The organism is Corynebacterium striatum, assembly GCF_016728105.1.
In the GTDB taxonomy this organism is placed as follows: Bacteria; Actinomycetota; Actinomycetes; order Mycobacteriales; family Mycobacteriaceae; genus Corynebacterium; species Corynebacterium striatum.
Genome location: NZ_CP068158.1, coordinates 1459598 through 1474848 on the forward strand (window position 1 = coordinate 1459598; position 15251 = coordinate 1474848).

Sequence of the window (15251 nt, forward strand, 5' to 3'; positions counted from 1 at the left end):
CCAAAAAGCTACTGGACTCCGTGTCCAAAAAGCCCATGGACATAACAGCACTAGGAGAATTGCATAAACTAGCCCTCCGGCCAACGCACCCGGAACCATGTACAGCATTTGCTTTCCCTTCCAGCAATCATCTGCGGGGCCTTGGAAGCACTTTCTAAAAGGTAAAACTAAAAGTCTCGAGACTTCACAAGCGTGTGCAGGTCACAAATGCAGGTCAACAGACCTTTCTGAAAATTTCTTCCCGGCCACATTAACAAAATCTCCCAAGGACTATTACCCCCTTGCCCCCCTTTAAAAAATCCTAGTTTAACTGCAAAACATCAGGCCTAGATGCCGTTGAGACGAGACACCGTTCCCAGTGGGGGTTGCGTCCGTTAGCGTGGTGTACGAGTTAGTTCCTGTGATGGGCCCCGATGACAAATAGGGCGACCATCATGGGTACCTTTCGAATCAACTACTACCTATCCTCGAAAGGACGACACCCATAATGGCCGCTGGCCCCCATCATATCGACCCGACCGCGTATCTCGAAGAGCTCCTCACCCAAGCATCACCCGATCTGATGCGCCAGATGCTCGGCGATTTCATCAACCAAATTCTATCTGCCCAAGCTGATACTGTCTGCGGCGCTGACTACGGCACCACCAGCGACAACCGCGTCAACCAACGCAACGGCTACCGCCACCGACTACTGGATACGCGGGTCGGCACCGTCGATGTGGCTATCCCGAAGCTACGCCACGGTTCCTTCTTCCCGGACTGGCTGTTAGAACGACGAACCCGTACCGAACGTGCCTTAACCACCGTGATCGCCACGTGCTATTTAAAAGGCGTGTCTACCCGCAGAATGAACGACCTGGTCGCCACTCTCGGCATCACAAACCTATCGAAGTCACAAGTTAGTGAAATGGCCAAAGACTTGGATTCGATGGTGGAGGATTTCCGCACCCGGCAACTAGATTCCGGCCCGTACCACTACCTCTCGTGCGACGCGCTGACGATGAAAGTCCGGGAAGGCGGACGCGTGGTCAAAACGAGTGTGCTGCTAGCAACCAGTGTCAACAATAACGGCTACCGGGAACTGTTAGGCATGCAAGTAGCTACCGCTGAGTCCACCGCTTCATGGACCGGGTTCTTTAGGGACTTAAAAGCCCGCGGTCTAGGTGATGTCTACCTGGTGACAAGTGACGCTCACTTAGGCATTCAAGCAGCGGTGTCTGATGTGCTGCCACATGCCTCCTGGCAGCGGTGCCGCACCCACTTCGCTAAGAACCTCTCGTCCATGGTGCCGAAGACCCAGCGGCCGACATTATCGGCGATGTTCCACACGATCTTCCAACAACCCGATGCTGAGGCGGTGTGGACTCAGGCTCGGGAAGTGGTGGAATTCTGCCAGGCGAAATTTCCACATGTTGCAGACTACCTAGAAGAACATCTTGATGATGTGTTGGCGTTTACCCACACACCGAAGTCAGTGTGGACCAAAGTCTGGTCGAATAACCCCACCGAACGGCTCAATCGCGAGATCCGCCGGCGCACTGATGTTGTCGGGATCTTCCCCCACCGTGATGCTGTGATTCGCCTAGTCGGGGCCGTCCTTGCTGAGCAGCATGATGAATGGATTCAACAGAAACGCTACATGTCGTTGACAAGCCTAGAGCAAACCAAAGCGTTGATCACAGCCAATGTCCTCGACGCCGACACCACCACCCCGGCAGGCAAGGAGATTGCAGCCTAATGACCAACCACGCCCAGGCCCGTGCCGGACCCGATCCCGGCTAACCGATCACCGACGATTCGAAAGAACTCGTACACCACATCCGCGGACTTGACCGCGTTCTAACCGATCGAGGGCATCTCGGCGACTTTCTTCTGATGAATTAGGGTCGTCAATGACTTGCGCAAGTATGCTTTTCGTCTTATCAAAACTGTCATAAAGCCTATCTGAGCTGTATTTATTGCTAGATAGGGCCTGTTGGAAAGAATCGGCCATTGCTTGAGACACTTTCGCCATAGTGTCTGGCGCAGCAGCAAAGAGGGTAGGTAGGACAATTTCGCCTACCTGGCCGTTTTGAATCAACTTGACTAGTTCAAGGACTTTTTCGCTGCTCATATTTCGGAGATCCTCGATGCTAAGGGCACGCTTTAATTCGTCGATAGAATCAATGTGTTCAGCCATAACTCCGCCTTTTATTTGCTGTTGACATCTACCTTAATGGGGCGAGCGGACAAAGCTAAACGTAAAAATCAAAGTATTCCACTTTATGAGAAGACAAAGTGTTCTGATTCGTTTGACAGAGGTAGGCTCTGGAGCCTTGCAGTCAGGGTCAAGTCCTTTTGAGTGGTGTTTCTGTTCTTTCTGAATCTGGGGTTTGTGGGGGTCTAGTTGTGAGGTCGGGCGCGGGCTAGAGTTCGGGTCATTAGGCGGCGTCCTTTCTGTGTTCTTCGCCTGTGTCGATGGTGTTGGCAGCGATGAGCGCTCTGGTTTGCTCGAGGTTGGCTAGTGACATGTAGCGCTTTTGCTGGATCCAGTCGTCATGTTGCTCGGCGAGATCCAACCCGCCGAATAGTCCACCCACCCTGAACGGTGCTGTTGCAAAGTTGGGGCAGTAGGAGAAGAGCGACGTGAAATAATCACAGCCATGGGTATCTTCTCCGGTCGTCATTTCCCCCGTGACATCATTCTGTGGGTAGTGCGGTGATACTGCCGCTACGGGGTGCGCTACCGCGATCTGGAGGAAATAATGACTTCAGCGGGGCGTGCCAGTCGATCACACCACGATCTACCGCTGGGACCAGAAATACGCCCCTGAGCTGGACAAGCAAACACAGTGGTACCGACACGTTACCTGACTGGCAGGCCAGTTCCTGGCGGGCGGATGAGACCTATATCCGAGTCGGCGGCAGGTGGTGCTACCTCTATCGGGCGATCACCGCCGGTGACCAGACCCTGAACTTTTTACCTCTCTCCGAAGCAGAACGTGGCCGCAGCGAAGTGTTTCCTGGCCAAGGCCGTCAGATCCAATGCGTCAGCCGGGTATCCCAGAGTGATCAACACCGATTAAACACCCTCCCTAGCCAGGGCAATCGCCGAGTTGAAGTCAGAGGGAATCTGCCCGCCAACAATGGAACACCGGCAGGTGAAATACCTCAACAACATCCTGGAAGGCGACCATGGTCGGCTGAATCGGATCCTCGGGCCGAAAGGCGCGTTTAAGAACCGGACATCTGCATATCGGACGTTGAAAGGGATGGAGGCGATGCACTCATTGCGGAAAGGGCAAGGCGCGATGTTTGCCTACGGGCAACCGAACCCGGACGCGGTGATCGTCAACCAGGTCTTCAAGAGGGCCTAACAACGCCCACACGCAGCGGCCATCAGGGAATGAGAAACTGAGTCTTCGCTGCTCTCCGCCCAACTTTGCAACAACACCTCTTTGTCCTCTACTTTGCCTGACGTATAGGACATGGCGTGGCAGCTTTCGAACTAAAAGACGATTACGGGTGGAGAGGGGAAAATGTTCCCGAACTGCCGGAAAATATCCATAATTGGAATGGCGGTGAAACTGACCCTGGGCTAACAGATTTCAACCATCCCGAGAGGATGTGGACCCTACGCTAAAGGAGGGAGTTGATCTTCTCCCACAGGGTCTTTTCGAGTTCACCCTCAATAGCGATGAGCTCTTTGTGGAGTTCCTTAAGGGCATCGCCTCTCCAGGTAAGAGTCTTAAAAGGGGCGGCGTCCTTCTTGGGTTCCCTTTTCACGGTAATGCGATCACCGGACTGGATGGCATCCACAGGCGACCCAAGTAACTCATATGCTTCGGTATCCGTTATCTCGCTGTGGAAGCCATGTGCTACTTCATTGCGGAGATCAATTGCAGTTTTCAGCCGATCCAAGAGGGACTCGGGAACATGGGGCTTCAGGCTCTCCTGCAGTTGAGTTCCTGAGCGTGTCCATGCTTTATCAATTGGCGAATCAAATGGGCCAGACTTTGAGACTGCAATGATCTGCCCCGCGACGTGTTCTGTCGCAGCTGCCTGAGAGATCACTAGGCCAATTTGGCGTAAATTCTGGTCGTTCAGCATTTCTGAGCTGCCCCGGTATTTTTCTAAATCTGTTTGGTGGATGATTTTTTCGGATATCGCTTTTAGTATTTGTTTTGCTTGCTTGCGCTTGTTTGGGTCTTGGCCGAACTGGTCAGCGCATAAGTAGAAGAGAGCTTTTAACGCATCTGTATCATCAGGCAAGTTTTGGGAAAATTCGTTTCCGCTCATGAAACGCGCCCTTCTGTCATCAACGATGGAAAAATATGTCAAAACCTTGTCGGATTAGTTAACCTCATTGTCTAGCTGTTCGCGACATGAATGTTCACTCGGTCCCCCTAGCTGTACTGACCGGAGACGTTGATTGAGACGGCTCACAGCAGGGATCAGATTGACAGCCTGTAACTACTGGTATGTACAATCGAGTCATGGACACAAGAAGTCGACTCTTAGATGCCACCCAGGAACTGCTGTGGGAGCGGGGTTACGCCGCGACCAGCCCGAAGGACATCCTGAGCCGGGCCAACGCCGGGCAGGGCAGCATGTACCACCACTTCTCCGGCAAGCAGGACCTTGCGGTAGCGGCGCTGGAGGCCAGCGCGACAGCCATGCGGCAGGATGCTGAAGCGCTGCTCCATGGAGACGGAACGGCCACGGAGCGGCTCGTCGCCTACCTGGGACGTCAGCGCGACTCCCTCATGGGGTGCCGCATGGGGCGCATGACCTACGACGCGGACGTGCTCGCGACGCCTAAGCTGCTCACGCCGGTCTCCGAGACCCTCGCCTGGCTTGTCCAGACGATCAAGTTGGTCATCGACGAGGGGATCGTCAACGGTGAGTTCCCGCGCCACACCGATGCCCACCGGCTCGCCTCCATGGTAGTAGCCACTGTTCAGGGCGGCTATGTCCTGGCGCGTGCGCAGCAGGATCCTGCCGAGTTCGACGCCGCCGTTCAGGGTGCGACCGTGCTCTTGTGTGCGTGGAGTCAACGATGAGCACGGTGCCTGTGCACTTCACAGGCACCGTCAACGCCACGACGTTGGCGACACCCACGCCCCAGTCTCCTCTGGCTGTCTACGCCGTCACGTTCACCGCTGGCGCGCACACCCACTGGCACACCCATCCCAAGGGACAAGGCCTCTACGTCACGGACGGCGTTGCCCTGGTGCACATCGAAGGACAGACGGCCAAGCACCTGACCAAGGGGGAATCCATCTGGATCGACGCCGGCCGGCGGCACTGGCATGGCGCTGCACCTGGGCAGCCGATGACCCACGTCGCCTACCAGCAAGCCGCCGACGACCTGTCGACCATCGATTGGCACAAACCCGTCACCCCCACGACCTACGCCCAGGCAACCAAGGAGAACCACTGATGTACGCCATGCAGTATCAGATCACCCTGCCCACCGACTACAGCATGCAGATCATTCGCGACCGCGTCACCCAGACCGGGCACTTCATGGACGGCTACCCCGGGCTGCAGTTCAAGGCCTACCTCACCCAGGAGAAGACCAAGGGCGCACCGCGCAACGCCTACGCCCCCTTCTATATCTGGCGCGACATCGATGGGATGCGGCAGTTCTGTTGGGGCGAGCCCGGCTACTCGGCCATCGTGCGCGACTTCGGCCGCCACTCGATCCAGGACTGGACCGTCCACCAGCTCGTCGACGGGCCCGCGGACTACTCCGCTGCCCGCAGCTTGACCGTCAAGACCGCGCACCTGCCAACCAACGCTGCACCGTCCCAGTGCATCGACGACATCACCGCTGAGTTCCTCGCTACGACCACAGACTCCACCGTGGCCCGCGTCACCGCCGTCGACGTCACCACCTGGAACGCCATCCTCGTCGAACTCAGCACCCACGAAGCCGACCAGAGTTCAACAGGTGTCACCGCCTACGAGGTGCTCCACGTCTCCACTACTGCCTGACCCACCACACATCAGCCGCCCCACGGGGGGCAACCCGGCCTTCATGTCGCACCCCAATGCCGCTCTCACACCCCGCCACCGGCTGATTGTCGGCCGCCTCGTCGTGGACGAGGGCTGGCCGATCAGCGAGGTCGCCGCCCGGTTCCAGGTCTCCTGGCCGACCGTGAAGCGCTGGGCCGACCGCTACCGCGCTGGCCAGTCCATGCCGGACCGTTCCTCGCGACCGCACCGCTCTCCGAACAAGACCGATGCGAAGACGGCCAAGCGCTGCATCCAGCTGCGGCTCCGACTGAGGGAAGGTCCCGTGCAGTTGGCATGTCGGCTGGGGATCGCGCCGTCGACGGTCCATCGAATCCTGACCGACGCTCACCTGAACCGGCTGTCCCATGTTGACCGCGCCACGGGTGAGCCTGTTCGCCGCTATGAGCATGACCATCCTGGCGCGATGCTGCATGTCGACGTGAAGAAGCTGGGCCAACATCCCCGATGGCGGAGGCTGGCGCTACGTCGGCCGACGACAAGGCGAGAGGAACCGCGCCGCGACCCCGGGCAAGCCCAGGAGCAAGTACCGGGACCCGTTGATGGGTAAGGCCTTTGTCCACGCTGTCATCGACGACCACTCCCGCGTCGCCTACGCCGAGATCCACGATGACGAAACCGCCCTCACTGCCACGGCGGTCCTCATTAGGGCTGTTGAGTGGTTCAACGCCCGCGGCGTCACCGTCGAGCGGGTCCTGTCTGACAACGGTGGCGCCTACCGCTCACACCTGTGGCGAGACACCTGTGCCGAGCTGGGAATCAGGCACAAACAGTCCAGGCCGTATCGCCCGCAGACCAACGGCAAGATCGAGAGATTCCACCGAACCCTGGCTGATGGCTGGGCCTACGCCCGCTGCTACACCTCCGAGGCGGAGCGTCGGGGCGAGCTGGAGGACTGGCTGCACTATTATAACCAGCACCGTCCTCACACGGCCTGCGGGAACCAGCGGCAGTTCTCACGGTTGACCAACGTCTCCGGTCAGTACACCTAACTGGTTTCGGCTCACTTAATGTGACAGGCAGAGGTTCCGTTCCTCGAGTGCGCATATGTTTTATGGAGTACACCGAAGATTTCCATCTTGATGGTGTAGCCAGTAGTAACGCCCACGACCATGTTGTTGATCAGGGAGCGGGACAGGCCGTGCAGGGAACGGTTCTTGCGGCGGTCATCGGGGCGGGAGACGACGAGTTCTTCGCCTTCCTGAGCCACGGTGATTGGTGCCGGAATCTCTTCAGCCAGGGTGCCCTTAGGACCCTTGACTTCAACGTTCTGGCCGTTGATGGTGACGGTGACGCCAGAGGGGACGGTCACCGGTGCCTTGCCAATACGAGACATGGTTAAACCTCCTCTTACCAGACGTAGGCGAGGACTTCTCCGCCCACGCCCTTGTTGTTGGCCTCACGGTCAGTCAGCAGACCCTGGGACGTGGAGATAATAGCCACGCCCAGGCCACCGAGAACCTTTGGCAGATTAGTGGACTTTGCGTAAACGCGCAGACCCGGCTTGGAAACACGACGCACGCCAGCGATGGAACGCTCGCGAGATGGGCCGTACTTCAGGTTAAGCTCCAGGGTCTTGCCGACGGTCTCGTCGTTAACGGAGTAGTCGGCGATGTAGCCTTCCTGCTTCAAGATTTCGGCGATGTTGGCCTTGATCTTGGAGGATGGCATAGACACGGTGTCGTGGAACGCATTGTTTGCGTTGCGCACTCGTGACAACATGTCCGCAATCGGATCAGTCATGGTCATGTGAAGTGACCTGTTGCCTTTTTCGTTACGGTTCCCGTGCTCACCCTTGATGAATCGCGTGTACCGCACGATCGCTGGCTACTCACGCTCCGCCTAACTCAGTAGTTAGGGGTGCTCGCTGCCTTTATCCGTGCGGCCGCTTCGGGCGAGGGGCCTGTAACAAAGTGGATGTACAGTTTTTCTCCCTTGTAGCGGGAGACTCTTTCCGCAGGTCATGTGGCATTCCCGGGATTTTGACGCGTTAGCGTCGAAAAAAAGAACATGGGGGTACCTACCTACGGCAAGACCTGACTAGCCTAGCAACCAGCTAAAACATGTCCAAATCCCTGCTCAGAAGCATAGAGCTGAGGTGTAGGGTCGGCGCCATTCAGGGCCGACCGACCTCACTAGCCGCACCTGCTGGCTCACACACTCACCTGCACAGCTCCACAATCCCTCCTTGTAGTACTTTGATTAGGCTTACCTTGTTCATATAAGCTTGCTCCCGTTAAGATCATGGACTTTCACGCGTCAAGGAGGGATGCATGGCTATCTCTACCCCGCATGCGCAATCCCCTTCTCAATCACACCTGGGGTCTCGCGCGGACGCTACTGCGGACGCTTCTGCCAGCGCTCCATCAGGTAAAATCCCGCGTCGCCTCGTCGGCCTCGGCGTCCTTTTCCTCCTATTGCTCGCCAGCATCGTTGCCAGCATCGTGTTTGGATCACGGCAGATCCCTTTTGGAGAAGTGTCCGCCGTGTTCCGCGATCTCGGCACGGCGTTCGGCCACGCGGAGGGGCTGAATGTGGATCAGCGCGTGATCGTCGAGCTCCGCATTCCCCGCACCCTGTTGGGCCTAGTCGCCGGTGCTGCCCTTGGCGCCTCCGGTGCATTGATCCAAGGGCACACGCGCAACCCTCTCGCGGACACGGGCATTCTCGGCATCAACTACGGTGCGTCCCTGGCCGTGGTTGCCAGCTTCTCCTTGCTGGGTGTGACGTCCGTGTGGGCTACCAGCATGTGGGCGTTCGGTGGGGCCATCGCTGCTACTGCGTTGGTGTTTAGTTTGGCGTCCATAGGAGGAGGACAGGCCAATCCAATGACGCTGGTCCTCGGCGGCGCGGCTTTGTCCGCGGTCCTCAGCGCCATCATCAGCGGTTTTATCCTCACTGACGATGCCAATCTGGATCGCATGCGCTTCTGGACCGTCGGCTCCATCGCGGGCCGGGATCTCACCGTGTTCTACGGCGTGCTGCCGTTTATCCTGGTGGGCCTCCTGCTGGCGTTCATCACGGCACCGCAGCTAAACCTCCTGAATCTGGGCGATGACATCGCCTCCGGACTGGGCATCAACACCCAGCGCGCCCGCCTGATTGGCATGGCTCTGATCGCACTGCTGGCCGGTGCCGCGACAGCTGCCGCCGGCCCCATCACCTTCATCGGCCTGGTGGTCCCGCACCTCGTGCGCGCCATCACGGGCCCTGATTACCGCTGGATCCTCCCTTACTCTGCCCTGACGGGTGCGGTGATGATGCTGTTCGCAGACGTGGTGGGCCGTCTGATCGCTCGTCCGGGCGAGTTGCAAGTAGGCATCATCCTCGCGTTCGTGGGCGCGCCGTTCTTCATCGCCCTTATTTATCGACGCCGGGTGGTGGCCATTTAATGAGTTCCCTCCTTGCCCGCCCTACCTCTTCCACTATCCCTGGGCGCCCGCCATTCCGCGTGGGCTCATTTTCTGTGGTCTGGCGCCCTCGCGCGTTGACGGTGTCTCTATTGCTGCTCGTGGCGATCGTCTTGCTAGCGGCGGTCTCCATCGGCCTGGGTGACTATCCTGTGTCCCCGGCTCGTGTGCTGGAGGTGCTGTTCACCGGCCAGGGCACCCGCATTGAGCGTCTGGTGGTTTTGGATTGGCGCATGCCTCGTGCGCTGACGGCCATTCTGGTGGGCTGTGCGCTGGGATTATCCGGAGCCCTCACTCAGTCCGTGACTCGCAATGCGCTGGCCAGCCCGGATATCTTGGGCTTCACTACGGGCGCGTCCGCGGCCGCGGTCACCGTCATCACTCTGGGTGGTGGCGCTGGTGGTTTCCTCGGCTGGCTCAGCAGCATCGGCATTCCCTTGGCCGCGGTGCTTGGTGCGGCTGTCACCGCAACGGTGATGTGGGCTCTGGCGTGGAGGAGATCGACTGATTCCTTCCGGCTAGTGCTGTTCGGCATCATCATCTCTGCTCTGTTGACCTCGTATATCAACTTCCTGATGATCCGCACGGAGTTGCGCGATGCCGCGGCCGCGCAGTTCTGGCTTACTGGCTCCCTGAGCACTGCGGACTGGTCCAAGATGTGGCCCATCGCCATTGTTGTGTTGGTGTTTACACCGCTGCTGGCCTGGATTGGTCACCAACTTTTAGCCACCTTGCTGGGCTCGGATACTGCACGGGCTTTGGGACAAAACGTCCAGGGTGTGCAGGTGCTTCTGCTCGCCGCTGCCGTGGCTTTGGCAGCAGTGGCGGTCTCGGCCGCTGGCCCCATCGGGTTCGTCGCCTTCGTGGCCCCACAGGTGGCGCTGCGCTTGTGCAACTGCTCTGCACCACCGCTTCTGGCCTCTGCGCTGACCGGCGCTGCGCTACTCCTGCTGGCAGATATCAGCACCCAAACTCTTCTGCCCGTAGAGCTGCCGGTGGGCATTCTCACCTCGGCAATCGGCGGTGCGTTCCTTATTTATTTGCTGGTCCAACGGAATAGGTCAACCACGGCATGAGAAAAGATCCCACCCTGGAAGTTAGCAGTGCCGCGAACAAAGAAGGACACATGACTCAGAAGCACAGCATGAGCGCACGCGGCCTCGCCGTGGGCTACGGCGACCGGACGGTCATCGAAGGCTTGGACGTGGACTTTCCTCGCGGGCAGATCACCACAATCATCGGCCCCAATGGCTGCGGCAAATCCACGTTGTTGCGAGCCATGTCTCGTCTCCTTCCGGCGAATGAGGGCGAAGTGCTGTTAGACGGCGCCGATATCTCATCCATCAGGCGCAAGGACCTCGCACGGACCATCAGCGTGCTGCCACAAACCCCTACCGCCCCGGAGGGACTCAACGTGGCTGATCTCGTCTCGCGCGGTCGGCACCCACACCAATCGTGGATCCGTCAGTGGTCGTCCACGGACGAAGCCGAGGTGCACAAGGCGCTGGAAATGACTGGCTCGATGGGGCTGGCGGAGCGCACCCTGGATTCTCTGTCCGGAGGGCAGCGGCAGCGTGTGTGGATCTCCATGGTTCTTGCGCAGAACACGGACATCCTGTTCCTGGACGAGCCCACCACCTACCTGGATCTGGCCACGTCGGTAGAGATTTTGGAGCTGGTGCAGCGTCTACGCCGAGAGCTGGATCGGACTGTGGTGATGGTGCTGCACGATCTCAACTTGGCTGTACGCTACAGCGATAATCTCGTGGTGATGAAGGATGGACAGGTCCTCGCCACCGGGCGTCCCAGCGAGGTCATTACCCCAGAGCTACTGCTCGAGGCGTTTGCCCTCAACGCGCTAGTCATCGAGGATCCTGTCACCGGGGGTCCGCTGATCGTCCCCAAGTGACGATCAGGGCTTAGTCCTCCATCAGCTCCTGGGCGGGAGTCTTCTTGGACTTCCGCCAGTTGATCATCGCGGAAATCACCACCGGAGTCACAGACACCAGCACGATGACGATGGCGATCATGTCGATGCGATCCGCAATGCCCGGGATATCCCCCAGCAGCACGCCAATGCCGACCATGCTGACAATCCACAGCACTGCACCCGTGACGTTCCATCCCACGAACTTCTTGTACGGCATCTCCGCGGTACCAGCGGCCACGGGAATGTAGGTACGCACGATCGGGATGAAGCGCCCCAGTACCAGAGCCAACGGCCCGTACTTCAGGAAGAAAGCCTCGGCTTGTTCGAGGTGCTCGGTTATGAGGATCTTGGCGTCGGGCTTAAACAACTTGCGGCCAAAGCGGTGGCCGAGCCAGAAACCTACCTGGTCGCCCAAGAACGCCGCGACGATGGCCACGCCCACCAGAATCGGAACGTTCAAGCCCAGCTGATCGCGCAAGATTGCCGCGGTGACCAGCATGGAATCGCCGGGGAGGAACGGGAAGAGCACGCCGGATTCAATAAAGATAATCAGCGCAATGCCGCCGAGCGCCCAGCCGCCAAAGTTCTGGAGCAGGGTGGTGGCGTCCATGAGGTCGCTTAAGTGCACAGGGAATCCCTTCTAGAAAACAACTGGTCTATTCTTACCCCGGTTTCTGACCGGAATACAGGCAGCTCGCCCCTAGCGTGCATCCGTTATCCCCATGAGTGCCCGTCCCCTAGCCAGCAACAGCAAAACCGCCCCAGCACGTTCATGCGGGGCGGTTCGGCAGTTGATTCAGACTACTTCGTGGCGTCTGCCAACGGCTGCTCGATCTTGTCCAGCAGGTAGTTCAGGCTCAGCACGGTCTGCCATCCGAAGGCCTTTTCCAGGTCGCCTTCCAGGTAGACACTGTGTCCGTCCTTCACGGCGGGCAGCTTGCCCACGATCGGATCCTCGGTCACAGAAGCCTTGCTCTGCTTCGGAGAGTAAGACAGTTGATCCCACACCAGCACGTCAGAGTTGATCTGGTCTGCGTTTTCCTTGGAGACCTCACCGTAGAACTTGTCCTTGGTGATGCCCGCGTAGGCCGGGTTGATCTTGAATCCCAGCTCGGTGAAGAAGCGGCTACGCGGATCGCCCTCGGCAAAGACAGCCAGGCTCTCGTCGGAGACAGTGGCCACGCCGAGTTCCTTTTCGGCCCATTCTGGGTGGCGGCCCTTGAGCTCTGCGAACTTCTCCTTGACCTGCTCCACCTGGCGCTTTGCCTCTTCAGGCTTGCCCACGGCCTGCCCGATCTCTTCCGTGGTCACGTCCCATGGTTGCTGTAGTTCTTCGTATTCGCCCTTTTGTACGACGACAGGGGCGATCTCAGACAGCTTCTTGTACGTGTCTTCATCGATGTCCGAGTACACGGCCACGATGAGGTCTGGATTGTCCTTGGCGATGGCTTCCGCGTTGACTTCTGTGTCCTTGTCGATCCGAGGAGTGTCGCCCTCGATCTTGTCATTGGACCAGTTGCCCGCAGCCTGACCATCCGGGGTCATTCCGTCCCAGTACTTCACGGAGACAGGAGTAACTCCCAGCGCCAGCAGTGCGTCCTGATCCGTGTAGCCCAAGGAGACCACGCGCTGCGGGGCTTCCTTGATTTCGGTGGAGCCGTAGCGGTGCTCGATGGTGGTGGGGAATGCGCCCTGCTCGGCGTTGACTGCCTGGGAGTCCCCGGAATTTCCGGACTGGTCATCAGTCGAGCAAGCGGTCAGTGCCGCGCCCAAGGTCAGCACAGCAGCGGTGCTAACGAGAATCTTCTTGAGTGTCATTTTTCTCCGTTGTTACTGGTGACGGATTTCCGCGCGAGGCGTGGCCCGTACACAAAAGGGAAAGGTCAAACCTTTGGTTGGATATATCCAGCCCTATGTCCAAAGAATTCGGTGGCGGTCAGTTCCGAGTTGTCGTCGAGACGAACACGATCCAGAACAATCGCCGGCGCCGGCACGTTGGCACGGGGCGATCCACAGACCACCGCGATTCCTCCCTCGTGAGGGATGGTGACTCGGCCGGGGGTTCCGCCGAAGCGGCCCTGCGAGACGTGCGCGGAAAGCACGCGGACGCGCTGGCCTCGGAATTCAAAGTAAGCATTGGGGTACGGGTCGGACTGCGCCCTGACCAGCAAGGCGATATCTTCCGCAGGTTGGGTGAAATCTATGCGAGATTCCTGCTCGCCGCGCTTGTGGAAGTACGTAGCGCGGGTGGGATCTTGAGGTTGCGCAGTGGCGGTGCCTTGGGCGACGTCACTCAATGCGCGTTCCACGAGGGGCTCGATGAGGTCGATGGTCTTGGCCACGAGATCCGTGGTGGTGTCCTGCGGACCCACGGGGATCGCGCGCTGGGCAACGATGGGTCCGCCGTCCAGCACTTCATCCATCTCGTGCACAGTGACGCCCACGTGAGTTTCCCGGTTCAACAGCGCCCACAGGATGGGCGAAAATCCGGCGTACTCGGGCAGGAGACCATCGTGGACATTCAATGCGCCGTGCTTGGCCAGGCTGAAAACCTCGGGAGGAAGCCAGGTTCGCCAATTGTTGGCCACGATGATGTCTGGTGCAGCATCGCGCAACGCCTCAATGACGTCTTGACCCACGCGCTCAGTGACACACACCTGGAGCTCATGTTCGCTGGCGAGCTCCTCAACGGAGTCTGCCCACATTTGCTCATAAGGGTGATCGCTGGCAGGGTGCGTAACTACCAAAACTACTTCATGACCAGCATTGATGACCGCAGACAACGTCCGGTGTCCCCACGACTGATAGCCGAAAACAGCAACTCGCATGCAGGGGATGTTAGCTTAGGTTTACCTATGTAGTCAATGATGAAAGTGGCGCAATTTTCATGCCAGACTCCCCGGACGTGACCACCCTTCACCGAATCTCGGTGCCCGCGGATGCGGAAGCCCTCGTTTTCCCGGACCCCTACCGCTCGAACGTCGAGCTCACCGAATCGATGTCCACCGTCGATGTGCGCATCCCGGCGCACTCAGCAGTGACCTATAGCTTTCAATCCGGCGAGCTGAAATATCCCGATCCACATAACGCACACGGCGCAGGCCCACAGGCGAGCCTATTGAGCGGCGATTCTGTGGACCAGACACTCTGGCCGCCTCGCTCCCCAGAAGTCATCGCGGACTTGCCCGGCGCACGCCTGTCCATCGACCGGAAGGTATTCGGCAGGCGCTGCACCGCGCGCCTCGATGACCGCGGTGCGGATACCACCGTGGTGTTTTTGGATGGCGATGACTGGATCCATCTGCATGACCTCACGGGCGCACTGGACCGGGCAGTCACGGCAGGGCTTATCCCCCAGATCAACCGCGTCTTCCTGCCGGCAGCCAAAGACCGCAGCGAGGAGTACACCTCCCAAACATTCGCCAGCGCACTGGCCACCGAGCTTCCGCCGATCATCAACAGCAGCCACATAGTCCTGGTGGGGCAAAGCTTCGGCGGTCTCTCCGCCCTGCGCGCAGCTCTTACGGCTTCCACCGAAACCACGCCTGCAATCAAAGGAGCCATCGCCCAGTCCCCTGCCGTCTGGTGGTCCGCTGACCGTTCTGCAGAGCTCGCGGACACGCTCTCGGACGGGCCCGCAGGAGGCGACATTGCCGCACAGCTCACTGGCCCCTCACTCGAAAATCCTGCGGCTCACAGTGGCTCCGGTCTGGCACGCATCGTACTGACGTGCGGTGCAGAAGAGCCGCCCATGCAACGACACGTGGATGCAGTGGCCGATGCCCTGACACGCCGCGGCTTTCCCACCACCAATCACCGCACGCCCGGTGGCCACGACCCTGCGATGTGGCGCCACGGGATCATCCCGGCACTCGCCGAATTGCTGGGCTGAA

14 protein-coding genes and 4 pseudogenes are annotated in these 15251 nt (G+C 59.0%); 10 read left to right on the top strand and 8 right to left on the bottom strand.

From position 1 onward, the window contains the following. The first annotated feature begins 487 nt into the window (after nt 1-487). Nucleotides 488-1738, top strand: a complete 1251-nt coding sequence (locus I6I72_RS06890; protein WP_201806492.1) for an IS256 family transposase — start codon at nt 488-490, stop codon at nt 1736-1738. 48 nt (nt 1739-1786) lie between these two features. Here I6I72_RS06890 and I6I72_RS06895 read toward each other — a convergent pair whose 3' ends face one another. Then, entirely contained in the window at nt 1787-2179 is a 393-nt protein-coding gene (locus tag I6I72_RS06895; RefSeq protein ID WP_053093400.1) for a hypothetical protein, read from the bottom strand. Nucleotides 2180-2420: 241 nt separating this feature from the next. After that, nucleotides 2421-2561: pseudogene (locus I6I72_RS14000) on the bottom strand (IS256 family transposase); the annotation flags it as partial. 81 nt (nt 2562-2642) lie between these two features. Between I6I72_RS14000 and I6I72_RS06905 the strand changes: the two are divergent. After that, a pseudogene (locus I6I72_RS06905) lies at nt 2643-3356 on the top strand (IS6 family transposase). Between the two features lie 262 nt (nt 3357-3618). On the opposite strand, the gene I6I72_RS06910 reads toward I6I72_RS06905, so the two are convergent. Further along, a complete protein-coding gene (locus tag I6I72_RS06910) occupies nt 3619-4278 on the bottom strand; it encodes a hypothetical protein (RefSeq protein ID WP_049146583.1) in 660 nt (219 codons plus the stop codon). Between the two features lie 197 nt (nt 4279-4475). Here I6I72_RS06910 and I6I72_RS06915 point away from each other — a divergent pair, with 197 nt between their 5' ends. The 4 genes and pseudogenes from I6I72_RS06915 to I6I72_RS06930 all read left to right on the top strand — a co-directional run bounded on the left by I6I72_RS06915 (nt 4476) and on the right by I6I72_RS06930 (nt 7010). Continuing rightward, the gene (locus I6I72_RS06915; protein ID WP_201057339.1) at nt 4476-5042 is read left to right on the top strand and encodes a TetR/AcrR family transcriptional regulator; all 567 of its coding nucleotides are present in this window, start codon (nt 4476-4478) and stop codon (nt 5040-5042) included. Next, nucleotides 5039-5422, top strand: coding sequence for a cupin domain-containing protein (locus tag I6I72_RS06920; protein WP_049146588.1), 384 nt, complete (start codon nt 5039-5041; stop codon nt 5420-5422). The genes I6I72_RS06915 and I6I72_RS06920 overlap by 4 nt, the downstream gene beginning before the upstream one ends. Then, the gene (locus tag I6I72_RS06925) at nt 5422-5979 is read left to right on the top strand and encodes a DUF4865 family protein (protein WP_049146591.1); all 558 of its coding nucleotides are present in this window, start codon (nt 5422-5424) and stop codon (nt 5977-5979) included. Before I6I72_RS06920 ends, I6I72_RS06925 begins: the two co-directional genes overlap by 1 nt. A gap of 43 nt (nt 5980-6022) precedes the next feature. Further along, nucleotides 6023-7010: pseudogene (locus tag I6I72_RS06930) on the top strand (IS481 family transposase). 68 nt (nt 7011-7078) lie between these two features. On the opposite strand, the pseudogene I6I72_RS06935 reads toward I6I72_RS06930, so the two are convergent. Both I6I72_RS06935 and rpsH read right to left on the bottom strand, forming a co-directional pair. Then, nucleotides 7079-7354, bottom strand: a pseudogene (locus tag I6I72_RS06935) (50S ribosomal protein L6); the annotation flags it as partial. A 14-nt stretch (nt 7355-7368) separates the two neighbouring features. Beyond that, on the bottom strand, nt 7369-7767 hold the full coding sequence (rpsH, locus tag I6I72_RS06940; RefSeq protein WP_034986964.1) for a 30S ribosomal protein S8: 399 nt from the start codon (nt 7765-7767) through the stop codon (nt 7369-7371). 524 nt (nt 7768-8291) lie between these two features. Here rpsH and I6I72_RS06945 point away from each other — a divergent pair. The 3 genes from I6I72_RS06945 to I6I72_RS06955 are packed head-to-tail and all read left to right on the top strand — an operon-like array spanning nt 8292 to nt 11337. Continuing rightward, entirely contained in the window at nt 8292-9410 is a 1119-nt protein-coding gene (locus I6I72_RS06945) for a FecCD family ABC transporter permease (protein ID WP_005325331.1), read from the top strand. Further along, the gene (locus tag I6I72_RS06950; protein WP_005325330.1) at nt 9410-10504 is read left to right on the top strand and encodes a FecCD family ABC transporter permease; all 1095 of its coding nucleotides are present in this window, start codon (nt 9410-9412) and stop codon (nt 10502-10504) included. Before I6I72_RS06945 ends, I6I72_RS06950 begins: the two co-directional genes overlap by 1 nt. Nucleotides 10505-10554: 50 nt before the next feature. Beyond that, on the top strand, nt 10555-11337 hold the full coding sequence (locus I6I72_RS06955; protein WP_019176090.1) for an ABC transporter ATP-binding protein: 783 nt from the start codon (nt 10555-10557) through the stop codon (nt 11335-11337). A 10-nt stretch (nt 11338-11347) separates the two neighbouring features. On the opposite strand, the gene I6I72_RS06960 is transcribed toward I6I72_RS06955, so the two are convergent. The 3 genes from I6I72_RS06960 to I6I72_RS06970 form a co-directional block, all read right to left on the bottom strand. After that, nucleotides 11348-11986: a DedA family protein gene (locus I6I72_RS06960; RefSeq protein ID WP_005325329.1), complete on the bottom strand. Its 639-nt coding sequence runs from the start codon at nt 11984-11986 to the stop codon at nt 11348-11350. Nucleotides 11987-12159: 173 nt separating this feature from the next. Then, nucleotides 12160-13176, bottom strand: a complete 1017-nt coding sequence (locus tag I6I72_RS06965) for an iron-siderophore ABC transporter substrate-binding protein (protein ID WP_005291893.1) — start codon at nt 13174-13176, stop codon at nt 12160-12162. A 65-nt stretch (nt 13177-13241) separates the two neighbouring features. Beyond that, nucleotides 13242-14186 (bottom strand): methionyl-tRNA formyltransferase, encoded by a 945-nt coding sequence (locus tag I6I72_RS06970; RefSeq protein ID WP_005325328.1) that lies wholly within the window; start codon nt 14184-14186, stop codon nt 13242-13244. A gap of 59 nt (nt 14187-14245) precedes the next feature. Between I6I72_RS06970 and I6I72_RS06975 the strand changes: the two genes are divergently transcribed. Further along, nucleotides 14246-15250 carry an alpha/beta hydrolase gene (locus I6I72_RS06975; RefSeq protein ID WP_005325324.1) on the top strand — a complete coding sequence of 335 codons (1005 nt, stop codon included), beginning with the start codon at nt 14246-14248 and terminating at the stop codon, nt 15248-15250. The last annotated feature ends 1 nt before the right edge of the window (nt 15251 follow it).

Excerpts from the sequence above, each read along its gene's own strand:
- I6I72_RS06890 (WP_201806492.1), top strand. The coding sequence starts at position 488 with ATGGCCGCTGGCCCCCATCATATCGACCCGACCGCGTATCTCGAAGAG.
- I6I72_RS06895 (WP_053093400.1), bottom strand. The coding sequence starts at position 2,179 with ATGGCTGAACACATTGATTCTATCGACGAATTAAAGCGTGCCCTTAGC.
- I6I72_RS06910 (WP_049146583.1), bottom strand. The coding sequence starts at position 4,278 with ATGAGCGGAAACGAATTTTCCCAAAACTTGCCTGATGATACAGATGCG.
- I6I72_RS06915 (WP_201057339.1), top strand. The coding sequence starts at position 4,476 with ATGGACACAAGAAGTCGACTCTTAGATGCCACCCAGGAACTGCTGTGG.
- I6I72_RS06920 (WP_049146588.1), top strand. The coding sequence starts at position 5,039 with ATGAGCACGGTGCCTGTGCACTTCACAGGCACCGTCAACGCCACGACG.
- I6I72_RS06925 (WP_049146591.1), top strand. The coding sequence starts at position 5,422 with ATGTACGCCATGCAGTATCAGATCACCCTGCCCACCGACTACAGCATG.
- rpsH (WP_034986964.1), bottom strand. The coding sequence starts at position 7,767 with ATGACCATGACTGATCCGATTGCGGACATGTTGTCACGAGTGCGCAAC.
- I6I72_RS06945 (WP_005325331.1), top strand. The coding sequence starts at position 8,292 with ATGGCTATCTCTACCCCGCATGCGCAATCCCCTTCTCAATCACACCTG.
- I6I72_RS06950 (WP_005325330.1), top strand. The coding sequence starts at position 9,410 with ATGAGTTCCCTCCTTGCCCGCCCTACCTCTTCCACTATCCCTGGGCGC.
- I6I72_RS06955 (WP_019176090.1), top strand. The coding sequence starts at position 10,555 with ATGACTCAGAAGCACAGCATGAGCGCACGCGGCCTCGCCGTGGGCTAC.
- I6I72_RS06965 (WP_005291893.1), bottom strand. The coding sequence starts at position 13,176 with ATGACACTCAAGAAGATTCTCGTTAGCACCGCTGCTGTGCTGACCTTG.
- I6I72_RS06970 (WP_005325328.1), bottom strand. The coding sequence starts at position 14,186 with ATGCGAGTTGCTGTTTTCGGCTATCAGTCGTGGGGACACCGGACGTTG.
- I6I72_RS06975 (WP_005325324.1), top strand. The coding sequence starts at position 14,246 with ATGCCAGACTCCCCGGACGTGACCACCCTTCACCGAATCTCGGTGCCC.